We start from the raw sequence: 20,961 nt of genomic DNA on the forward strand, positions 1-20,961 counted from the left end.
TATTTGGTAATAAAGGACCCACAATAAAAGCTGATGAAGACTCCTAAACGCATTGAACCCCTGATCGAAGACGGTCTGGTCGACGAAGTGCTGCGCCCACTCATGAGTGGTAAAGAAGCAGCTGTTTATGTGGTGCGCTGCGGCAATGAATTGCGTTGCGCCAAGGTTTACAAGGAGGCGAACAAACGAAGTTTTCGTCAAGCGTCCGAATACCAGGAAGGCCGTAAGGTCCGTAACAGCCGGCAGGCCCGGGCCATGGCCAAGGGCTCGAAATTCGGCAAGAAAGAAACCGAAGATGCCTGGCAGAACGCCGAAGTAGCGGCGTTGTTCCGCCTGGCCGGTGCGGGCGTTCGCGTGCCCAAGCCATACGACTTCCTCGAAGGCGTGCTGTTGATGGAACTGGTGGCCGACGAGTACGGCGATGCCGCGCCACGCCTGAATGACGTGACCTTGGAGCCGGACCAGGCGCGTGAATACCACGCCTTCCTGATTTCCCAGATCGTGCTGATGCTGTGTACCGGCCTGGTGCACGGTGACCTGTCCGAGTTCAACGTACTGCTCACGCCGACCGGCCCGGTCATTATCGACCTGCCCCAGGCAGTGGATGCGGCGGGCAACAACCACGCGTTCAACATGCTGGAGCGGGATGTGGGCAACATGGCTTCCTACTTCGGGCGTTTTGCCCCGGAGTTGAAGAAGACCAAGTACGCCAAGGAAATGTGGGCGCTCTATGAAGCCGGCACCTTGCACCCGGCCAGCGTATTGACCGGCGAGTTCGACGAGCCGGAAGAGCTGGCGGACGTGGGCGGTGTGATCCGCGAGATCGAAGCGGCGCGGCTGGATGAAGAACGGCGCCAGGCCATTCGGGCGGCGGATGATGCGCCACCGAGCAAAGCGTCGGAAGAACCGCCGCCGCCGCCCTGGATGCAGTGATCCGTGGCTGGATGAGGATCAAAATGTGGGAGGGGGCAAGCCCCCTCCCACATTGGTTTTGTAGTTAGTCAGTTAGAGCCTCACGCGCAGCAGCTTCCCGACGCCAACTCCTTGAGAATCGGACAATCCGGCCGGTCATCCCCGTGGCAGTGTTCCACCAGGTCCTGCAACGTATCGCGCAGTTGCCCCAACTCCAGGATCTTCTGGTTCAGCTCATCGATATGTTGGCGCGCCAGGGCTTTCACATCGGCGCTGGCCCGTTGCCGGTCCTGCCACAGGGTCAGCAGTTTGCCCACCTCTTCCAATGAAAACCCCAGGTCCCGCGAGCGTTTGATAAACGCCAGGGTGTGCAGGTCGTCGGTGCCGTAGATGCGGTAGCCGCTGTCGGTGCGATGGGCCGCCTTGAGCAGGCCGATGGATTCGTAGTAGCGAATCATCTTCGCGCTCAGCCCGCTTTGCCGGGCGGCTTGGCCGATGTTCATGGGCGTTGATCCTCCAAGTGCGACTGTTTCCAAGTGCTTGGTTTCCAGGTTTTCAACAGCAAGGCATTGCTCACGACACTGACGCTGGACAAGGCCATGGCCGCACCTGCAAGCACCGGATTGAGCAGGCCGAATGCGGCCAGGGGAATGCCGATCAAGTTATACACAAAGGCCCAGAACAGGTTCTGGCGGATTTTGGCGTAGGTCTTGCGGCTGATCTCCAGGGCGGCCGGGACCAGACGTGGGTCGCCGCGCATCAGGGTGATACCGGCGGCATGCATGGCCACGTCCGTGCCACCGCCCATGGCGATACCGATGTCGGCGGCAGCCAGGGCCGGGGCGTCGTTGATGCCGTCGCCGACCATGGCCACCACGCCGGTTTTTTTCAGTTCGGCGACGGTGGCGGCTTTATCGGCGGGCAGGACTTCGGCGTGTACGTCATCGATGCCCAGCGCTTCGGCAACGACGCGGGCGCTGCCGCGATTGTCGCCGGTGAGCAAATGGCTGCTGATGTGTCGGGCCTTGAGTTGTGCCACCGCTTCCAGCGCGCCAGGCTTGAGCGTGTCACCAAAGGCAAACAGCCCGAGCACACGGGGTTGTGCGCCTTGCTCGATCAGCCAGGACAAGGTGCGGCCCTCGGCCTCCCAGGCCGTGGCATAGTCGGCCAGCCCACCCGCGTCCAGGCCGCTCTCTTCCAGCAGGCGCCGATTCCCCAATGCCAGTTGGCGCCCGTCGAGGGTGCCGGCAATGCCACGTCCGGTCAGGGATTGGCTGGTGCTTACGTCCGCCACCGTCAGGCCTTGCTCGCTGCACGCATCCAGCACCGCCTTGGCCAACGGGTGTTCGCTGCCGCGTTGCAGCGCACCGGCCTGTTGCAGCAATGTGGCTTCATCGCCATCCACTGCCGCCAAATGGGCAATTTTCGGGGTGCCGGAAGTTAAGGTGCCGGTTTTGTCGAACACCACGGTGCTCACTTCATGGGCGCGTTCCAGCGCTTCGGCGTCCTTGATCAGGATGCCGTAGCGTGCGGCGACGCCGGTGCCGGCCATGATGGCGGTCGGTGTGGCCAGCCCGAGTGCGCACGGGCAGGCGATCACCAGCACCGCCACGGCGTTGATGATCGCGGTCTCCAGCGGCGCACCGTACAGCCACCAGCCCACCAGCGTGATCAACGCCAGGACCAGCACGGTCGGCACGAATACCTGGCTGACCTTATCCACCAGCTTCTGGATCGGTGCCTTGGCGGCCTGGGCGTCTTCCACCAGGCGGATGATGCGCGCCAGTGCGCTTTCGGCACCAAGCGCGGTGGTGCGCACCAGCAGGCGGCCTTCGCCATTGATGGCACCGCCGGTGACGGCGTCGCCAGGTTGCTTCGGCACCGGCAGGCTTTCGCCGCTGATCAATGCCTCATCGGCATGGCTCTGGCCTTCTACCACTTCACCGTCCACCGGGAAGCGCTCGCCGGGTTTGACCAGCACCAGGTCATTAAGCTTGAGCGCACTGATGGCCACATCCTCCTCGCGGCCAGCCTGTACACGTATCGCGCGTTCAGGGCGCAGGGCTTCCAGGGCGCGGATGGCGCTGGCGGTCTGGCGTTTGGCGCGGCTCTCCAGGTATTTACCGAGCAGCACCAGGGCGATCACCACGGCCGACGCTTCGAAGTACAGATGGGGCATGGTGCCCGAGGGCGCGGTCAGCCATTCATAGAGGCTCAGGCCGTAACCGGCGCTGGTGCCGATGGCCACCAGCAGGTCCATATTGCCGGCGCCGGCCCGTACGGCCTTCCAGGCTGCGATATAGAAGCGTGCACCGAAGATGAATTGCACCGGGGTCGCCAGGAGGAACTGCACCCAGGCCGGCAGCATCCAGTGCAGGCCGAAGGGCTGCACCAGCATCGGCAGAACCAGGGGCAATGCCAGCACAATCGCCAGCAGCAGCGACCAGCGCTCGCGGTGCAGGCGTTGGGCCTGATCGGCCTCTGTCCTGGTTTCGCTTTGCGGCAGGCTGGCGGTGTAGCCGGCTTTGTCGACGGCGGCGATCAGCACGGCCGGGTCGATCTGGCCCTGCACTTCGACGTGGGCGCGCTCGTTGGCCAGGTTGACGCTGACGCTTTGCACCCCCGGCACTTTGCCCAGCGCGCGCTCGACACGCCCGGCGCAACTGGCGCAGGTCATGCCGCCGATGGGCAGGTCAAAGGTGGTGGATCCATTCATGGGGCAGTCCTCCAGAGAAGTTGCCCCCAGGATCAACCTTGACCTGTGGGGAAGGTCAAGCGTCTTCAGTATTCCAGTGCGGCGGGTTTGAGGTACATGCCTTCCGGGCCCTGGGCAATGCGCAACTTGCGTACGTCACCGGCCTTGAGCGTGATGTTCTGCGCCGGCGGCGCGAGCAGGCCCGGCAAGCAACCTGGTGATTGGCCCGGCAGCAGTTTCAGGCGCAGCGACACATTGCCGGCGGGCAGGTTGAACGAGGTGGACTGTTCCTGGAACAGGCGCCCGGCCAACTGGTCCTGGATGTACAGGCCGATCTCGCAATTGGTCGGTACTTCCAGGCGTTCGCGGGAAATGATCAGCACCGCATAGTCTTCTGCGGCGAGAGCCTGGGGCGCAGCGGCGGACAAGCTCATCAGGCCGACAAGGCCAAAAAACGACCAGCGCATGGCGAATGCTCCGTGGTTTGAATCGAAGATGGGTGAAGCTTGGCCGACGCCGCGGTGTAATACCAGCCCGGCCGAAAGTTTCAGAACTTGACCTTGCCATCGTGGCAAGGTCAAGACTGGGTTCAACCTCATCAAAGGAGTCATGTCATGCAAATATTCAGCGTTGAAGGAATGACCTGTGGCCATTGCGTTCGGGCCGTGACCCAGGCGGTGCAGAGCCAGGATCCGGCGGCCAGCGTGAAGGTCGACCTGGCGGCTAAAGAGGTGGGCGTCGAAAGCCGCCTGTCTGCCGAGGAAGTGATCAGCCTGATCAGCGAAGAGGGCTACAGCGCCAAGCTCGCCTGACCCATTCAAATAGTTAGCGAGCTATCGTATTCAATGCACCCAAGCGCGGCTAAACTGTCGGGCTGCCGACACACTTGGGTGCCTGATGAACCTTCGCATAATCCTGATTCTGGGCGCCTTGAGCGCCTTCGCGCCGCTGGCGATCGATTTCTACCTGCCGGGCTTTCCTGCCATGGCGACGGCCTTCGGGACCGACGAAAAACATATCCAGTTGACCTTGGCGGTGTATTTCGCCGGCCTGGCCATCGGCCAACTGATCTACGGCCCACTGGCAGACCGCTTTGGTCGACGCGGCCCGCTGCTCAGCGGCGTAACCCTGTTTACCCTGGCGTCCTTTGCCTGCGCGTATGCGCCGTCCCTGGAATGGCTGATTGGCGCACGTTTCGTGCAGGCCCTCGGCGGTTGCGCGGGCATGGTGATTTCCCGCGCCGTGGTCAGTGACAAATGTGATGCGGTGGGCTCGGCCAAGGTGTATTCGCAACTGATGCTGGTGACCGGCCTGGCGCCGATCCTTGCGCCATTGGCGGGTGGTGTGATGGTCGGGTTGTGGGGCTGGCAGTCGATTTTCCTGGCACTGTCGATCTTCAGCGTGATGGCGGCGATTGCCGTGGCGGTCGGTTTGCCGGAAACCTTTCCGGCCCATCAGCCGCGTCAACCCTTGTCCGGGTCGCTGCGCCGCTACGGCGCGCTGTTGTCAGACCGGGTCTACCTCGGTTACGCCCTGACCGGGGGCATTTCGATTGCCGGGATGTTTGCCTACATCGCCGGCTCCCCGTTCGTATTTATCAAACTCTATGGCGTGCCCGCCGAGCATTACGGCTGGCTGTTCGGCTCCAACGCCGCCGGGTTCATCCTGGTTGCACAGGTTAACGCGCGGCTGCTGGCCAAGCGTGGCCCGGCGTTTCTGCTGTCGCGCACGGTGTGGGTCTATCTGCTGGCGGCGCTGTCGCTGTTGGGCATCGCGGCCTTGCGCACCGAAGCGTTATGGCCGTTGCTGGTACCGCTGTTCATCTGTATCGCCAGCCTGGGCTGCATTCTGCCCAACACCTCGGCCTGCGCCATGAGCGGGCAGGGCGCCCGGGCCGGCAGCGCGTCGGCCTTGCTTGGTTGCATTCAGTTTGGCGTGGCGGCAGGGGCGGCTTCGTTGGTGGGCGTGCTGCACGACGGCACGGCGATGCCGATGGCGATGGTCATCAGCTTGTGCGGGGTGTTGGCGGTGACGATTGCGATGTCGACCCAGCGCCTGCAACGGGCAAGGGCCACGCAGGCGCAGGGCTGAAATGCAGGTCAGCCAGCGGCGGAGCGTTGCTGGCTGAGTGGAAAACGGTGAGGAGCCTGGATACGGGCTTGCAGGGTATCGGCGAAGGCGCGGGCCTCGGCCTCGCTGCGGAAGGTGAACGCATCGCCGTCGAGGCGAACCTGCCATTTATTGCCGGGGGATTTTGCTAACGCTTTTATCAGGATTTTCATTGCTGACTTCCTCACGTAAAAGAATCGTGGCAAAGGCGGCCAATATAAACCCGAATACGCTCACAAATATGACAAAGATCAACTCTCTGACTAGCGGTGTCGTCCATCACTCACACGAATAACGGACGACACTGACAGACGTTATCTTCAGAACCCTTCCAGCACGATCTTGCCCTTGGCCTTGCCGCTTTCCAGCAGTGCATGGGCACGGCGCAGGTTCGCCGCATTGATTACACCGAAGTGTTCGCCCACCGTCGTTTTCAAGATGCCGGCGTCGATCAGTTCGGCCACGCGATTGAGCAGGTTGTGCTGCTCGATCATGTCCGGAGTCTCGAACATCGAGCGCGTGTACATGAACTCCCAATGCAGCGACAGGCTCTTGCGCTTGAGTTTGCTCACGTCCAGCGCCTTGGGGTCGTCGATCAGCGCCAGCTTGCCTTGGGGTTGCAGCGCTTCGACCAGTTGGTCCAGGTGATGCTCGGTCTGGGTCAGGCTGGCGACGTGGGTCACCTGCGGGTGGCCGGCTTGTTTCAGCGCTTCGCTCAGCGGTTGGCTGTGGTCGATCACCAGGTCGGCGCCGAGTGCCTTGGTCCATTCCTGGGTTTCCGGGCGCGACGCGGTGCCGATCACCGTCAAGGCGGTGAGCTGGCTGGCCAGTTGGGTCAGGATCGAACCCACGCCACCGGCGGCACCGACGATGAGCAGGCTCTGGCCTTCAGCCTCTTTACCTTCACGCACTTGCAGGCGTTCGAACAGCAGCTCCCAGGCGGTGATGGCGGTCAGCGGCAGCGCGGCGGCTTCGGCAAAGCCCAGGCTCTTGGGCATATGGCCGACGATGCGTTCATCCACGGTATGCAGTTCGCTGTTAGCGCCCGGGCGGACCAGGGAACCGGCGTAGAACACCTTGTCGCCGACTTTGAACAGGCTCACTTCACTGCCGACGGCCTTGACCACACCGGCCACGTCCCAGCCCAGCACTTTGGCCGCGCCGTTCTCAGGGGCGACGTTCTGGCGCACCTTGGTGTCCACCGGGTTGACCGAGATGGCTTTGACTTCTACCAGCAGGTCGCGGGGGCCGGCGACGGGCTCCGGCAGCTGGATGTCTTGCAGGGATTTTTCATCGTTGATCGGCAGTGATGCGTAGTAGGCAATGGCTTTCATGGGGGCTCCGGAAAAAGGCGGTGATCAGGCGAGAAACTTCAGGCGCTTGAGTTCGAAGTGTTCGATGACATCAGCGGCTTTAGCGCGAAAATATTGGATATGCGCGCTCTGGTCGTGGTCGGCCAGTGCGGCGTCATCGCTCCAGCGTTCGAGCATGTAGAAGGTCTCAGGGTGTTGCAGGTCCTGGTGCAGGTCGTATTGCTCGCAGCCGGCTTCAAGACGGGTAGGTTCCAGCAGGTCGCGCAGCAGCGGCTCCAAGGTGGCCTGTTGGCCAGGTTTGGCGATCAGCGTGGCGATGACGTTAAAGGCTGTGGGCATATTCAACTCCAGACACGTGATAACGGGATGGGCAGATGATTGGCCATTTCCCTGCAAGATAAAAGCGGCTAAAACAGCACTCTGTTTCAATAATATTTTGATAATGGGTGGTTGAATGCTGCGTTTTGATGATTTGCAGTTGTTTGTACGCGCCGCGGACCTGGGCAGTTTGTCGGCGGCGGCGCGGGTGATGGACCTGTCGCCCGCCGTGGCCAGCGCGGCGCTCAAGCGTATCGAACAGCAGCTGGGCACGCGTTTGCTGGCGCGCTCCACCCGCAGCCTGCGCCTGACCGCCGAAGGTGAAGGCTTCCTGGAATATGCCCGGACTGCGTTGAGCGCCCTGGACGAAGGACGGCGATTGTTGGCCAGTGGCCAGGACCATGTCAGCGGGGTGTTGCAACTCTCGGCCCCTTCGGATTTCGGCCGCAACCAATTACTGCCCTGGCTGGACGAATTTCAGCACGAGTACCCGCAACTCACCGTGCGCCTGCTGCTGGGCGATCGGATTGCCGACCTGTTCCGCCAGCCGGTGGACATTGCCCTGCGCTATGGCGAGCCCGAAGACTCCAGCCTGGTCGCCCTGCCCGTCGCGCCGCACAACGTTCGCGTGTTGTGCGCAGCCCCCAGCTATCTCGCGCGTTATGGCGAGCCGCGACAGCTGGAGCAATTGGCCCAGCACAATTGCTTGCTTTACATGCTTGGCAGCCGAGTGCATGACCACTGGAGCTTTCACGATGGCAAACGCGAAGTCAGCCTCACGGTCGGTGGTGATCGCTTCAGCGACGATGCCGATGTGGTGCGCCGCTGGGCGGTGGCGGGCGTGGGCATTGCCTACAAATCCTGGCTGGATGTGAGCACCGATGTGCTGGCCGGGCGCTTGCGCCTGGTCTTGCCTGAGTTGCGTGGCGAGCGCACACCGCTCAATTTGCTGTGCGCCCATCGGGCCCAGTTGAGCAAACCCATCAACCTGTTGCGGGAAATGCTCGTGTCGCGCTGTGCGACATTGACCGCTCAATTGCCGGAGCGATTGGGTACGCCGTAACAGCCTCCATCACACAAGGAAATTTCACTCAGCTCCTGTCCCTATTCATGCTGTCAGACGCCGCGGAACCGCTGGTTTACGCACCTATACTTTGGCGCCCACCGCAGCAGAAAAATAATTCGACAGGGAGTGAATCGATGGAAGAGGCACCATGCATCAGTCAGATCGCCAGCTTGCTCGCCGAACCCAAACGCACCGCCATGCTCTGGTCCCTGATGGACGGCTCGGCCAAGTCCTCGGAGGAATTGGCAACGCTTGCCGGGCTGTCACCCGCCTCGGCCAATGCCCATCTGGCACGGCTGACGGGGAGTGGTTTGCTGCGTACCGAGGGCCGGCGTGGCAAGCGACTGTTCCGCGTGGCGGCTGCCGATGTCAGCGTCGCCATCGATGCCTTGGCCAGTACGACCCTGGCCAGCGCCGCACGTAGTGCGCCGCATGCTTCACCGCCGGTGTTGGTGGCGCCGCCATTGTTGCGACATGCGCGGCTGTGCCAGGGCCACCTCGGCGGCGAAGTGGCGGCGCAGTTGCATGAGCGGATGTTGGCGGCGGGGTGGATCGAGCGTCATGAGCAACGCATTGAGGTGACGATCAAGGGCGCACAGCACCTGGCGGGCCTGGGTATTTATACCCAGGCGCTGGCGTCGCCACTGGTATGCGACTGCTTCGATTGGAGCCAGCGGCAACCGCATCTGGGCGGCGCGCTGGGTGCGGGGCTGTTGCAGTTGTTCCTGCAATCGAACTGGATCAGCCTGGTCAATGAGTCCCAGGCGGTGCAGCTCAACGACAACGGGCTGGCAGAAATCGCCCGATTGGCCATGTCCGAACAACCTTAGCCTTGAGGGTTTGCCATCATCGCCCTGGCCTTTTTGATTCCATGGACCTGGCGATGATGACTTTGCGTGCAGTCAGGGTTTTACCAGGCGCGCATCCAGGCTGTTCTGCGCCAGGCGTTTGGCCTGGTCCTGGGTCATGCCCAGCGAGGTGTACAGCGCGTGGAAGTTTTCGGTGACATAGCCGCCGAAGTACGCCGGGTCATCCGAGTTCACCGTGACCTTCACGCCACGCTCGAGCATGTCGAGGATGTTGTGCTGGGCCATGTCGTCGAACACGCAAAGTTTGGTGTTGGACAGCGGGCAGACGGTCAACGGGATCTGCTCATCGATGATGCGCTGCATCAGGCGCTCGTCTTCGATGGCGCGTACGCCATGGTCGATACGCTGGATTTTCAGCAGGTCGATCGCTTCCCAGATGTACTCGGGCGGGCCTTCCTCACCGGCGTGGGCGACGGTGAGGAAGCCTTCGTGGCGGGCACGGTCGAACACTCGCTGGAACTTGCTCGGCGGATGACCCATTTCCGAACTGTCCAGGCCCACGGCCACAAACGCATCGCGGAACGGCAGCGCCTGGTCGAGGGTTTTCTCGGCTTCGGCTTCGCTCAGGTGGCGCAGGAAACTGAGGATCAAGCCGCTGGTGATGCCCAGCTGCTGTTCGCCATCTTTGAGCGCCGCGGCGATGCCGTTGAGCACCACTTCGAACGGTATGCCACGGTCGGTGTGGGTTTGCGGGTCGAAGAAGGGCTCGGTGTGGATCACGTTCTGGGCTTTGCAGCGCAGCAGGTAGGCCCAGGTCAGGTCGTAGAAATCCTGGGAGGTGCGCAGCACATCGGCGCCCTTGTAATAGAGGTCGAGAAACTCTTGCAGGTTGTTGAAGGCATAGGCCTTGCGCAGGGTTTCCACGTCGTTCCACGGCAGCGCGATCTTGTTGCGCTCGGCCAGGGCGAACAGCAGCTCAGGTTCCAGCGAGCCCTCCAGGTGCAGGTGCAATTCAGCCTTGGGCAGGGCGTTGAGCCAATCGTACATTTTCTAAATTCTCATCAGGTGCAATGGCGGCATTCTACAGGCCATGGCTGAAATAATCGGCAAAACCTGACCAGCAGGAGAGTATTCGATTTATTCACGCAAGGGCTGTGTGAACTAAGGTGTAACGAAACGTTAGCGGCTTGGCGCAGTCTGTACCCCATCAATGACTGATTTGCCGTACTAAAAGGCCCGGAATGCTCACATCCCTCAAGCAAGAAAAATTCATGCTGCTGGCGCTGATTGCCGCCATCGCCGCCTACCCGCTGGAGCACTGGATGCTGCACAGCGGGCAAATCGTGGCACTGTTGGCCGGCGTAGTGTTGATCGGTTTTATCGTCGTGGCGTCGATGCGCGTGGCCCACCATGCCGAGCAACTGGCGGAAAAGGTCGGCGATCCCTACGGCACTATGATCCTGACTCTCGCCGCAGTGCTGGTGGAGGTGGTGATCCTGGCGATCATGATGAGCAACGAGCCATCACCCACCTTGGTGCGGGACACCATCTATTCGGCGGTGATGCTCGATATCAACGGCATCCTCGGCCTGGCAGCGTTGATGGGTGGCATCAAGCATGGAGAACAGTCCTACAATGATGATTCGGCGCGGACCTACAGCGTAATGATCCTGACCGCCATGGGCGTGTCGATGGTGGTGCCGGAATTTATCCCCGAAGCCGACTGGAAAATTTACTCGGCCTTCACCATCGGCGCGATGGTGGTGCTCTACACCTTGTTCCTGCGCATGCAGGTAGGGCCCCACAGTTATTTCTTCAGCTACAGCTACCCGGAAAAGCGTCGCAAGAAACTGCCGGAGGAACAAGAGTCGCCGCCGGTGAACCTGGCGTTCTCCATCGGTACCCTGGTGTTTGGCGTGATTGTGATTGGCGCGCTGGCCGAGGTGATGTCCAAGACCCTCGACCTGGGCCTGGAAGGCACGGGCGCACCGCCGGTGATCACGGCAATTGTGGTGGCGGCTATTTCGGCGGCACCGGAGATTCTGACGGCCTTGCGCGCCGCATTGGCCAACCGCATGCAGTCGGTGGTGAACATTGCCCTGGGCGCGTCGTTGTCGACGGTGATCCTGACGGTGCCGGTGATGGAAGCCATGGCGCTCTATACCGGCCAGCCGTTCCAGATGGCGATGACGCCGGTGCAAACGGTGATGGTGTTTATCACGCTGATCGTCAGTGCGATCAACCTCAACGATGGCGAAACCAATGCCATCGAAGGGATGACCCATTTTGTGTTGTTTGCGACCTTTATCATGTTGTCGCTGTTGGGCTTGTAAGCACCGTGCACTTCAAGTGGGAAGGCGATTGCCCTCCCACATGTCGAGCGGTGTCTGGTTTAGGTTCCGGCGATTAGCCGCCGTGCCGCCTGGCTGTGATCGGCGATCAAGCCTTTCAGGTCCAGGCCTTCCACCTGTCCGTTGATAACCCGCCATTTGCCGCCGATCATCACCCGGTCCGCCCGATCCGCGCCGCACAGCAGCAATGCGGAGATCGGATCGTGGCTGCCGGAGAAACGCAGTTCATCCAGTTTGAACAGTGCCAGGTCGGCCTGTTTGCCTACGGCCAGTTCACCGATATCCGTACGCCCCAGTAGCTGCGCCGACCCCTTGGTCGCCCAACCCAGCACGCCTTCGGGGGTGATCTTTTCGGCGCCGTAACGGAGGCGCTGGATGTACAGGGCCTGGCGGGTTTCGAGGATGATGTTCGACGCATCGTTGGAGGCAGAGCCGTCCACACCCAGGCCGATGGGCGCGCCGGCAGCGATCAGGTCCAGGGTCGGGCAGATGCCGGAGGCCAGGCGCATATTTGAGCTTGGGCAATGACAGATGCCCGTACCGGCGGCGCCCAGGCGGGCAATTTCATCCGGGTTGAAGTGAATGCCATGGGCCAGCCAGGTGCGCGGGCCGAGCCAGCCGACGCTGTCCAGGTAATCCACCGTGCGCAGGCCGAAGCGCTGCAGGCAGAAATCTTCTTCGTCGAGGGTTTCGGCCAGGTGGGTGTGCAGGCGCACATCCAGGCTGTTGGCCAGTTCGGCGCTGGCTTGCATTATTTGCGGGGTGACGGAAAACGGTGAGCAGGGCGCCAGGGCAATCTGGATGTACGCGCCGTCGCCGCGTTGATGATATTCGCGGATCAGGCGCTGGCTGTCGTCGAGGATGACTTGGCCCTGTTGCACGGTCTGTTGCGGTGGCAGGCCGCCGTCGGCTTCGCCCAGGCTCATGGAACCGCGGGTGAGCATGGCGCGCATACCCAGTTCGCGCACGCTGTCGACTTGTACATCGATGGCGTTTTCCAGGCCATCGGGGAACAGATAGTGATGGTCTGCCGCCGTGGTGCAGCCCGAGAGCAGCAACTCCGCGAGCGCCACCTTCGACGCCAGGGCGAGTTTTTCCGGAGTCAGTCGCGCCCAGACCGGGTACAGGGTTTTCAACCAGGGAAACAACGGCTGATTGACTACCGGCGCCCAGGCGCGGGTCAGGGTCTGATAGAAGTGATGGTGGGTGTTGATCAGCCCGGGCAGGACCACATGCTCACGCGCATCGAACACTTGGGTGCAGGGCTGTGCGGGTTCTTGGCCTTGGGCCAGCACTTCGGTGATCGCACCGTCTTGCAGCACCAGGCCGCCACGGGCGTCTAGGCCGTTGGCAGTGAAAATCGCGAGGGGGTTTTTTAACCAGATACGGGTCGCAGGCATTGGCCGGCTCCTCTGAATGATGGGTTCAGGTTTGCCAGCTCAGTGATGCCCTGTCTGCTGATCCAGGGTCGCCGGTGAGGGCGAGGTGCGCAGTCTACGCGCGGATCGTTATCGACGGCAATCGCTCGATAACGACCCTGTGCGGCTTACCAGGCGATGGTGTCGCCCTTGTAGTCCACGAAGTGATGGCCGCCCTTGCCGGTGTAGGCGTTCACCTGGTCCACCAGGCCGCGCACGCTGGTGTCGACATCGATGTGCGCGTTTTCGCCGCCCATGTCGGTCTTCACCCAGCCCGGGTGCAGCGACAGCACGGTAAGTTTGTGATCGCCCAGTTGGGTAATGAAGCTGTTGGTCATGGAGTTGAGTGCGGCCTTGCTGGCCTTGTACAGCGCCAGGTCCGAGCCATCGGGGATGGTCACGCTGCCCAGTACTGAACTCATGAACGCCAGCACGCCGCTGTCCTTGCGGATCTGCCCGACAAAGCGCTGGGCCAGGTTGATCGGCGCCACAGCGTTGGTGAAGAACAGCTGGCCGACTTCCGCCAGGGTGGCATGGCCAGGTTCTTGATTGGCCGGGCCCTTGACGCCTGCGTTGACGAACAGCAGGTCGAAGGTGCGCTCCTTGAGGCGTTGGGCCAAGGCGATCACGGCTTGCTGATCGTCCATGTCGAGTTTCTCGATCTGCACCGGGCCCACGGCTTTCAGGGCATCGGCCTTGTTCGGGTCACGCACGGTGGCGGTCACGTCCCAGCCGTCCTGGAGCAATTGCTTGACCAGGCCGAGGCCCAGGCCGCGTGAGGCGCCGATGATCAGTGCGGTTTTTGGCGTAGACATGAAGGCTTCCTTTAAAAGTCGCGGTTCAGGGTGTTCAGCGAACAACAGTAGCAGTTTCAGCGTTGCAGCAGGATGCGCCCACGGCTCAGGTCGGCGAGCTGGGTTTGCAGGGTGTCGATGTGGGCTTCGCCCAGGGCCAGTTGTAACTCCACGCCATTGGCGGTGAAGGTTTCTTCCAGCACCAGCCCGCCCAACTCGGCGACGCGCAATTTGACCAGGTTCAGCTCGGAGAATCCGCAGGCGCAACTCAGCGGCACGCGGCTGATCAGTTCGATGCGCTCGGCATTTTGCAGGCACTTGTTCGCACCGCCGCCATAGGCGCGGGCCAGGCCGCCGGTACCGAGTTGTATGCCGCCATACCAGCGAATCACCAGCACCGCGACCTGATCGAAACCTTGGGCCTCGATGGCCGCCAGGATGGGCCGCCCTGCGGTGCCGCCGGGTTCGCCGTCGTCACTGCTGCGGTATTGATCGGCCAGCTTCCAGGCCCAGCAGTTGTGCGTGGCGTTAAGGTCGCTGTGCTGCTCGAAAAATGCCTGGGCTTCTTGCGGGCTGGTGATCGGTGCGGCCAGGGTAATGAAGCGGCTTTTGCGAATCTCTTCGCGGAACTCGCAAAGGCCGGTGAGCGTGAAAGACATAAGTGGCTTCGTCTAGAGGGCCGGCTTGATGCCGCAGCCCTTGAGAATGATGTGGATCAGGTTGGTGCCGGCGTCTTCCATATCCTGCTTGGTCAGCTTGGTGCGACCGGTGACGCGGCAGATCTGGGTGGCGAAGTCGGCATAGTGCTGAGTGCTGCCCCACAACAGGAAGATCAGGTGCACGGGGTCGATGGGGTCCATCTTGCCGGCGTCGATCCAGGCCTGGAACACCGCCGCCCGACCACTGAACCAGGCGCGGTAGTCCTGGCTGAAATATTCGGTCAGGCATTCGCCGCCGCTGATGATCTCCATGGCGAAGATCCGCGAGGCCTGGGGCTGGCGCCGCGAAAACTCCATCTTGGTGCGGATGTAGCGGGAGAGGGCCACGGCCGGGTCGTCCTCGGCGGTCAGCGTGTTGAAGGTGCTGTCCCACAGTTCGAGGATATTGCTGAGCACCGCGATATACAGGCCCAGCTTGTTGGTGAAGTAGTAGTGCAAGTTGGCCTTGGGCAGCCCGGCGCTGGCAGCGATGGTGTTCATGCTGGTGCCCTTGTAGCCATGGCGCGCGAACTCATCTTCAGCAGCCTGGAGAATCGCTTGTTCGTTCTTTTGCCGAATGCGGCTGGCGGGCTTACCGGCGTGGTTGCTGTGGGCAGGAACTTCGAGGCTCATGGAGGTTTCCGTGCTGATCGATAGAGACGACGTGTGCACAGATAACCCACCCTCAAGCCCCAGACAAGTCCCGATGCAATAAAACCGTCAAAGCGGTTCCAGGGTGTCGCTTTCCTGCGCGTGGTTTGCGGCAGGAGCGGGCACCTTGGATTCCGGCAGCAACAGGCACAACACGATCGCGGTCAGGCCACCGCTGGTGATGGCCGAGTCGAACAGGTTCTGCACCAGGGTCGGCATCAGGTGCAGCAGGTTCGGTTGAGCGGCGATGCCCAGGCCGACGCCGAACGAGGTGGCGATGATCAGCATGCTGCGACGATCCAGTGGTGCCTGGGCGAGGATGCGTACGCCGGCGGCGGCCACACTGCCGAACATCACCAGGGTTGCGCCGCCCAACACGGGCTTGGGGATTTGTTGCAGCACGGCACCGATCAGCGGGAACAAGCCCAGGCAGAACAGCACCACGCCGATGTACAGGCCGACGTAACGGCTGGCCACGCCGGTCAGTTGGATCACGCCGTTGTTCTGGGCAAAGGTGGTGTTGGGGAAAGCGCTGAACGTGGCGGCGATCATGCAACTGACGCCATCGCCGAGGACGCCGCCTTTGAGCCGGCTTATATAGGAAGGGCCGCTGATGGGCTGGCGCGCGATCATGCAGTTGGCGGTGAGGTCGCCGACAGTTTCGATGCTGCTGATCAGATAAATCAGCGCGATAGGCAGGAAGGCGCTCCAGTCGAAGTTGAAGCCGAATCGAAACGGGATCGGCAGGCTGACCAAAGGCAAGTCGCCCAGGGCCTGGGGCACCAGCTTGCCGCTGAACCAGGCGGCGAGGCTGCCGAGGGCCAGGCCGATGATGATTGCCGAGAGCCGCACCCAGGGTGTGTTGGAGCGATTGAGCAAGATGATTGTCAGTACCACGAACAGGCCCAACGCAAGGTTGGTCGGTGCGCCGAAATCCGGTGCGTTGAAACCGCCGCCCAGGTCGGTGATACCGACCTTGATCAGGCTGATGCCGATCAGGGTAATGACAATCCCGGTCACCAGCGGGGTGATCACTCGGCGCAGCTGACCAATAAAGCGGCTGAGAATGATCTGCACGGCAGCGCCGAAAAAGCACACGCCGAAGATCATCGCCATGATGTCTTCCGGACTGCCGCCGCGTTGCTTGACCAGAAAGCCGGCCGACAGCACCGCGCCGAGAAACGCAAAGCTGGTGCCTTGCAGGCAGATCATCCCGGCGCCGATCCCAAATGGCCTGCGGGCCTGAATGAATGTGCCGACACCGGACACCATCAACGCCATGCTGATCAGGTAGGGCAAGTGTGCGGTCAGGCCCAATGTGGAGCCGATGATCAGCGGTGGCGTGATGATGCCGACAAAGGCGGCCAGCACATGTTGCAGTGCGGCCAGCAATGCAGGAGCGGGTTTGGGGCGGTCATTGAGGCCGTAGATCAGGTCGCTGGGGCTGGAGGATTCTGGTGGCATGGCAAGCAAACTCGAGGCGGATGGTTCTAGGTCCTCGTGTCCTTGCAAAAAGCTGTCCAGGTGCTCAGCTTTTTACGTAAGGCCCGCGTTAGCGCGTTGCCGCCAGGCTTTCCAGGAAGCTTTCCAGCACCAAATGAGGGCGACGGCCTTTGCGCGTGACCGATGCCAGGCTTAAATCGTAAAAGCGCGTAGCCGGTTTCAGCGCGCGCAGTCGGCCTTGTTGCACCCATAGGCTGGCGTAGTGGTCGGGCAAGTAACCGATGTAGCGACCGGTGAGAATCAGGAATGCCATGCCTTCGCGGTCCGAGGCGCTGGCGGTGCAGTTGAGCGCCTGGTAGTGGGCCTGGATCTCGGCGGGCAGGCGGAAGGTGGGGGCGATGGCGTCCTGGGCGTCGATGCGCTCGTCGCCCAGTTGCTTGTCGTCGGCATAAAACAGGGGGTGGCCAACCGCGCAGTAAAGCAGCGAGCGTTCGCTGTACAGCGCCTGGTATTCCAGACCGGACAGGGCGCTGGCCTGGGGCACCACACCGACATGCAGGCGGCCGTCGAGTACGCCTTGTTCGACCTCATTGGGGGCGATCATGCGGATCTGGATCTGTACGTCCGGCCCGCGTTCCTTCAACTGTGCCAAGGCGTGGGTGATGCGCATGTGGGGCAGGGTCACCAGGTTGTCGGTGAGGCCGATGATCAACTCGCCGCGCAAGTGCTGGTGCAGGCCGTTGACCTCGGTGCGGAAACTTTCCAGGGCGCTTAATAGTTGCAGGGCCGATTGGTAGACCTCCCGGCCTTCTTCGGTCAGCGAGAAACCGGCACGGCCACGTTGGCAAAGTCTTAATCCGAGCCGCTGCTCAAGATCGCTCATTTGCTGGCTGATGGCGGAACGGCCGATGCCGAGCACGGTTTCCGCCGCCGAGAAGCCGCCGCACTCCACGACGCTGCGAAAGATGCGCAGCAGGCGAATATCGAAGTCGCTGACTTGGGCCAGGGGATCGGGTCGACGGCTGCTCATAGTTTAGTGAAGGCCTGACTGAAGGTTAGAAGAGTTGGATTTCACCGACTTTATCCCCGTGGCAATTTAGCTGCAACAACGCTTTTTCAATCCCGACGCTGCCTGTTGCCCTGCGAGGTTTTGCTGATGAACATGCCCGAAAACGCCCCATCGTCCCTGGCCAGCCAACTGAAGTTGGACGCGCACTGGATGCCTTACACCGCCAACCGTAACTTTCAGCGTGACCCGCGCCTGATCGTGGCCGCCGAAGGCAGCTGGTTGACCGATGACAAGGGGCGCAAGGTCTACGATTCGTTGTCGGGCCTGTGGACCTGTGGCGCCGGGCATACGCGCAAGGAAATCCAGGAGGCGGTCGCCAAGCAACTGGGCACGCTGGACTACTCCCCAGGCTTCCAGTACGGCCATCCACTGTCCTTCCAGCTGGCGGAAAAAATTACCGATTTGACCCCAGGCAACCTGAATCACGTGTTCTTCACCGACTCCGGTTCCGAGTGTGCCGATACCGCGGTGAAGATGGTGCGTGCCTACTGGCGCCTGAAGGGCCAGGCCACCAAGACCAAGATGATCGGTCGCGCCCGTGGTTATCACGGTGTGAACATCGCCGGTACCAGCCTGGGCGGCGTCAACGGCAACCGCAAGATGTTTGGTCAGGCGATGATGGATGTTGATCATCTTCCGCATACCCTGCTGGCGAGCAATGCGTTCTCCCGGGGCATGCCGGAGCAGGGCGGTATCGCCTTGGCCGATGAGTTGCTCAAACTGATCGAACTGCACGACGCGTCGAACATCGCCGCGGTGTTTGTCGAGCCGATGGCCGGCTCCGCTGGCGTGCTGGTGCCGCCACAGGGTTACCTCAAGCGCCTGCGTGAGATCTGCGACCAGCACAACATTCTGTTGGTATTCGACGAAGTGATCACGGGCTTCGGTCGTACCGGTTCGATGTTTGGCGCTGATAGCTTCGGCGTGACCCCGGACCTGATGTGCATCGCCAAGCAAGTCACCAACGGCGCGATCCCCATGGGCGCGGTGATTGCCAGCAGCGAGATCTATCAGACTTTCATGAATCAGGCGACGCCTGAGTACGCTGTGGAATTCCCCCACGGCTACACCTACTCGGCGCATCCGGTTGCCTGCGCGGCAGGGCTGGCCGCATTGGACCTGCTGCAGAAGGAAAACCTGGTGCAGAGCGTGGCCGAAGTCGCCCCGCACTTTGAGAATGCGCTGCACGGCCTGAAGGGCAGCAAGAACGTGATCGACATCCGTAACTACGGCCTGGCCGGTGCGATTCAGATTGCGCCGCGTGACGGTGATGCCATCGTGCGTCCATTCGAGGCCGGCATGGCTCTGTGGAAAGCGGGCTTCTATGTGCGCTTTGGTGGTGACACGCTGCAGTTCGGGCCAACCTTCAACAGCAAACCGCAGGACCTGGATCGTCTGTTCGATGCGGTCGGCGAAGTGCTGAACAAGATCGACTGATTTCTCCTTCTATATAGAACAACTTTTCAGGAGCCCTGCATGAGCCTTATCCAGCATTTGATCAACGGTGAGTTGGTCAGTGAGTCCGGCCGTACTGCCGATGTGTATAACCCGTCAACCGGCCAGGTGATTCACCAGGTGCCACTGGCCAGCCGCGAAACCATTCAACGTGCTATCGACTCGGCCAAGGCGGCCTTTCCGGCTTGGCGCAGCACGCCGGCGGCCAAGCGCGCCCAGGTCATGTTCCGGTTCAAGCAATTGCTGGAGCAGAACGAAGCGCGCATCTCGCAGCTGATCAGTGAAGAGCACGGCAAGACGCTGGAAGACGCCGCCGGCGAACTCAAGCGCGGGATCGAGAACGTGGAGTATGCGTGCTCGGCGCCGGAGATTCTCAAGGGCGAGTACAGCCGCAATGTTGGGCCGAATATCGATGCCTGGTCTGATTTCCAGCCGTTGGGCGTGGTGGCGGGTATTACCCCGTTCAACTTCCCGGCGATGGTGCCGCTGTGGATGTATCCGCTGGCGATTGTTTGCGGTAACTGTTTCATCCTCAAGCCTTCGGAGCGTGATCCGAGTTCGACGCTGTTGATCGCGCAACTGCTGCAGGAGGCCGGTCTTCCTAAAGGTGTGCTGAGTGTTGTGCACGGCGACAAGGGCGCGGTGGATGCGTTGATCGAGGCGCCGGAAGTCAAGGCGTTGAGTTTTGTGGGGTCGACGCCGATTGCCGAGTACATCTATTCCGAAGCGACCAAGCGCGGTAAGCGCGTACAGGCGCTCGGTGGGGCGAAGAACCATGCGGTGTTGATGCCGGATGCTGACCTGGATAACGCGGTCAGTGCTTTGATGGGCGCGGCCTATGGTTCCTGCGGCGAACGCTGCATGGCGATCTCGGTGGCGGTGTGTGTCGGTGACCAGGTGGCGGATGCGTTGATCGCCAAGCTGGTGCCGCAGATCAAGGCGCTGAAGATCGGTGCGGGCACTACCTGTGGGCTGGATATGGGGCCATTGGTGACGGGCCAGGCGCGGGATAAGGTCAGCGGCTATATAGAAGACGGTGTTGCGTCTGGTGCGGAGTTGGTGGTTGATGGTCGTGGACTGAGTATTGCCGGGAATGAAGACGGCTTCTTCCTGGGGGGCAGTTTGTTCGACCGTGTGACGCCGGAGATGCGCATCTATAAGGAAGAGATCTTCGGGCCGGTATTGTGCGTGGTCCGGGTGAGCAGCCTGGAAGCGGCGATGCAACTGATCAACGATCACGAGTATGGCAACGGTACGTGCATCTTCACCCGTGACGGTGAAGCGGCGCGTCTGTTCTGTGACGAAATTGAAGTGGGTATGGTCGGTGTGAATGTTCCATTGCCAGTACCGGTGGCGTATCACAGCTTTGGTGGCTGGAAGCGTTCGTTGTTCGGCGACTTGCACGCCTATGGGCCGGATGGGGTGCGTTTCTACACCCGCCGCAAGGCGATCACCCAGCGTTGGCCGCAACGGGCCAGCCATGAAGCGTCGCAATTCGCTTTCCCTAGTCTGTAAGGCTCAGTAAGCAGAAGGCCGGCTCCTTGGGGCCGGCTTTTGCGTTTTTGGGCGTTTTTGACTTATATGACAGAAAGATGAAAAAGAAGGTTGACGGCAGATCCTGGACGTCTATAATTCGCCCCACTTCCGGCGCAGTCGAAACGTAAAACTCCTTGATAAACAACGAGTTATGCAGAATAAGGCAGCGGATTGCTTCAGTTCATCGAAGCCCAGAAGGCGTTGGTAGGGTCGTGTTGTTTGACGCTATTAACGATTCGATCTTCTCGGTCGAAAGCGGAGAAAAAGAGGTGTTGACAGCAGCGTGTAACGCTGTAGAATTCGCCTCCCGCTGACGAGAGATCG

General features: G+C 61.4%; 21 protein-coding genes. 8 read left to right on the forward strand and 13 right to left on the reverse strand.

The window, feature by feature from the left end; translation table 11 throughout:
• Window positions 1-33 precede the first annotated feature (33 nt).
• A complete protein-coding gene (locus tag B9N88_RS31410) occupies window positions 34-933 on the forward strand; it encodes a PA4780 family RIO1-like protein kinase (RefSeq protein WP_027607961.1) in 900 nt (299 codons plus the stop codon).
• 80 nt (window positions 934-1,013) lie between these two features.
• On the opposite strand, the gene cueR is transcribed toward B9N88_RS31410, so the two are convergent.
• From cueR to B9N88_RS31425, 3 genes are all read right to left on the reverse strand, one after another.
• A complete protein-coding gene (gene cueR, locus B9N88_RS31415; RefSeq protein ID WP_027607960.1) occupies window positions 1,014-1,415 on the reverse strand; it encodes a Cu(I)-responsive transcriptional regulator in 402 nt (133 codons plus the stop codon).
• Window positions 1,412-3,628 (reverse strand): heavy metal translocating P-type ATPase, encoded by a 2,217-nt coding sequence (locus B9N88_RS31420; protein WP_027607959.1) that lies wholly within the window; start codon window positions 3,626-3,628, stop codon window positions 1,412-1,414. The genes cueR and B9N88_RS31420 overlap by 4 nt, the downstream gene beginning before the upstream one ends.
• A gap of 65 nt (window positions 3,629-3,693) precedes the next feature.
• On the reverse strand, window positions 3,694-4,074 hold the full coding sequence (locus tag B9N88_RS31425; RefSeq protein WP_027607958.1) for a hypothetical protein: 381 nt from the start codon (window positions 4,072-4,074) through the stop codon (window positions 3,694-3,696).
• Window positions 4,075-4,221: 147 nt separating this feature from the next.
• Between B9N88_RS31425 and B9N88_RS31430 the strand changes: the two genes are divergently transcribed.
• Together B9N88_RS31430 and B9N88_RS31435 are read left to right on the forward strand one after the other, a co-directional pair.
• Window positions 4,222-4,419 (forward strand): heavy-metal-associated domain-containing protein, encoded by a 198-nt coding sequence (locus tag B9N88_RS31430; protein ID WP_027607957.1) that lies wholly within the window; start codon window positions 4,222-4,224, stop codon window positions 4,417-4,419.
• A gap of 85 nt (window positions 4,420-4,504) precedes the next feature.
• Window positions 4,505-5,698: a multidrug effflux MFS transporter gene (locus tag B9N88_RS31435; protein WP_027607956.1), complete on the forward strand. Its 1,194-nt coding sequence runs from the start codon at window positions 4,505-4,507 to the stop codon at window positions 5,696-5,698.
• Between the two features lie 8 nt (window positions 5,699-5,706).
• On the opposite strand, the gene B9N88_RS31440 is transcribed toward B9N88_RS31435, so the two are convergent.
• From B9N88_RS31440 to B9N88_RS31450, 3 genes are all read right to left on the reverse strand, one after another.
• Complete coding sequence (locus B9N88_RS31440) at window positions 5,707-5,889, reverse strand: hypothetical protein (RefSeq protein ID WP_027607955.1); 183 nt, start codon at window positions 5,887-5,889, stop codon at window positions 5,707-5,709.
• A gap of 147 nt (window positions 5,890-6,036) precedes the next feature.
• Complete coding sequence (locus tag B9N88_RS31445; protein ID WP_027607954.1) at window positions 6,037-7,050, reverse strand: zinc-binding alcohol dehydrogenase family protein; 1,014 nt, start codon at window positions 7,048-7,050, stop codon at window positions 6,037-6,039.
• Between the two features lie 24 nt (window positions 7,051-7,074).
• Window positions 7,075-7,368, reverse strand: a complete 294-nt coding sequence (locus B9N88_RS31450) for a putative quinol monooxygenase (protein ID WP_027607953.1) — start codon at window positions 7,366-7,368, stop codon at window positions 7,075-7,077.
• A gap of 115 nt (window positions 7,369-7,483) precedes the next feature.
• Between B9N88_RS31450 and B9N88_RS31455 the strand changes: the two genes are divergently transcribed.
• Both B9N88_RS31455 and B9N88_RS31460 read left to right on the forward strand, forming a co-directional pair.
• Window positions 7,484-8,410, forward strand: a complete 927-nt coding sequence (locus tag B9N88_RS31455) for a LysR family transcriptional regulator (protein ID WP_027607952.1) — start codon at window positions 7,484-7,486, stop codon at window positions 8,408-8,410.
• Window positions 8,411-8,547: 137 nt separating this feature from the next.
• On the forward strand, window positions 8,548-9,243 hold the full coding sequence (locus B9N88_RS31460; RefSeq protein WP_027607951.1) for an ArsR/SmtB family transcription factor: 696 nt from the start codon (window positions 8,548-8,550) through the stop codon (window positions 9,241-9,243).
• A gap of 72 nt (window positions 9,244-9,315) precedes the next feature.
• Here the strand turns inward: B9N88_RS31460 and B9N88_RS31465 are convergent, their stop codons facing one another.
• Window positions 9,316-10,269, reverse strand: coding sequence for an adenosine deaminase (locus B9N88_RS31465; protein WP_027607950.1), 954 nt, complete (start codon window positions 10,267-10,269; stop codon window positions 9,316-9,318).
• 194 nt (window positions 10,270-10,463) lie between these two features.
• Between B9N88_RS31465 and B9N88_RS31470 the strand changes: the two genes are divergently transcribed.
• Window positions 10,464-11,555 (forward strand): calcium:cation antiporter, encoded by a 1,092-nt coding sequence (locus tag B9N88_RS31470; protein ID WP_027607949.1) that lies wholly within the window; start codon window positions 10,464-10,466, stop codon window positions 11,553-11,555.
• 59 nt (window positions 11,556-11,614) lie between these two features.
• Here B9N88_RS31470 and B9N88_RS31475 read toward each other — a convergent pair whose 3' ends face one another.
• From B9N88_RS31475 to B9N88_RS31500, 6 genes are all read right to left on the reverse strand, one after another.
• The gene (locus tag B9N88_RS31475) at window positions 11,615-12,973 is read right to left on the reverse strand and encodes an 8-oxoguanine deaminase (protein WP_027607948.1); all 1,359 of its coding nucleotides are present in this window, start codon (window positions 12,971-12,973) and stop codon (window positions 11,615-11,617) included.
• A 146-nt stretch (window positions 12,974-13,119) separates the two neighbouring features.
• Complete coding sequence (locus B9N88_RS31480) at window positions 13,120-13,806, reverse strand: SDR family oxidoreductase (protein ID WP_027607947.1); 687 nt, start codon at window positions 13,804-13,806, stop codon at window positions 13,120-13,122.
• A gap of 56 nt (window positions 13,807-13,862) precedes the next feature.
• Window positions 13,863-14,444 (reverse strand): IMPACT family protein, encoded by a 582-nt coding sequence (locus B9N88_RS31485; protein ID WP_027607946.1) that lies wholly within the window; start codon window positions 14,442-14,444, stop codon window positions 13,863-13,865.
• 12 nt (window positions 14,445-14,456) lie between these two features.
• Window positions 14,457-15,116 carry a TetR/AcrR family transcriptional regulator gene (locus B9N88_RS31490; RefSeq protein WP_027607945.1) on the reverse strand — a complete coding sequence of 220 codons (660 nt, stop codon included), beginning with the start codon at window positions 15,114-15,116 and terminating at the stop codon, window positions 14,457-14,459.
• 87 nt (window positions 15,117-15,203) lie between these two features.
• The gene (locus B9N88_RS31495) at window positions 15,204-16,598 is read right to left on the reverse strand and encodes a uracil-xanthine permease family protein (RefSeq protein WP_027607944.1); all 1,395 of its coding nucleotides are present in this window, start codon (window positions 16,596-16,598) and stop codon (window positions 15,204-15,206) included.
• Window positions 16,599-16,686: 88 nt separating this feature from the next.
• Window positions 16,687-17,607: a LysR family transcriptional regulator gene (locus B9N88_RS31500; RefSeq protein WP_027607943.1), complete on the reverse strand. Its 921-nt coding sequence runs from the start codon at window positions 17,605-17,607 to the stop codon at window positions 16,687-16,689.
• A 126-nt stretch (window positions 17,608-17,733) separates the two neighbouring features.
• Here B9N88_RS31500 and B9N88_RS31505 point away from each other — a divergent pair, with 126 nt between their 5' ends.
• Window positions 17,734-19,083 carry an omega-aminotransferase AptA gene (locus B9N88_RS31505; protein ID WP_027607942.1) on the forward strand — a complete coding sequence of 450 codons (1,350 nt, stop codon included), beginning with the start codon at window positions 17,734-17,736 and terminating at the stop codon, window positions 19,081-19,083.
• 39 nt (window positions 19,084-19,122) lie between these two features.
• Window positions 19,123-20,616 carry a CoA-acylating methylmalonate-semialdehyde dehydrogenase gene (locus B9N88_RS31510; protein ID WP_027607941.1) on the forward strand — a complete coding sequence of 498 codons (1,494 nt, stop codon included), beginning with the start codon at window positions 19,123-19,125 and terminating at the stop codon, window positions 20,614-20,616.
• Window positions 20,617-20,961 lie beyond the last annotated feature (345 nt).

Origin of the sequence: Pseudomonas sp. LAMO17WK12:I1 (genome assembly GCF_900177315.1) — a bacterium.
In the GTDB taxonomy this organism is placed as follows: Bacteria; Pseudomonadota; Gammaproteobacteria; order Pseudomonadales; family Pseudomonadaceae; genus Aquipseudomonas; species Aquipseudomonas marginalis.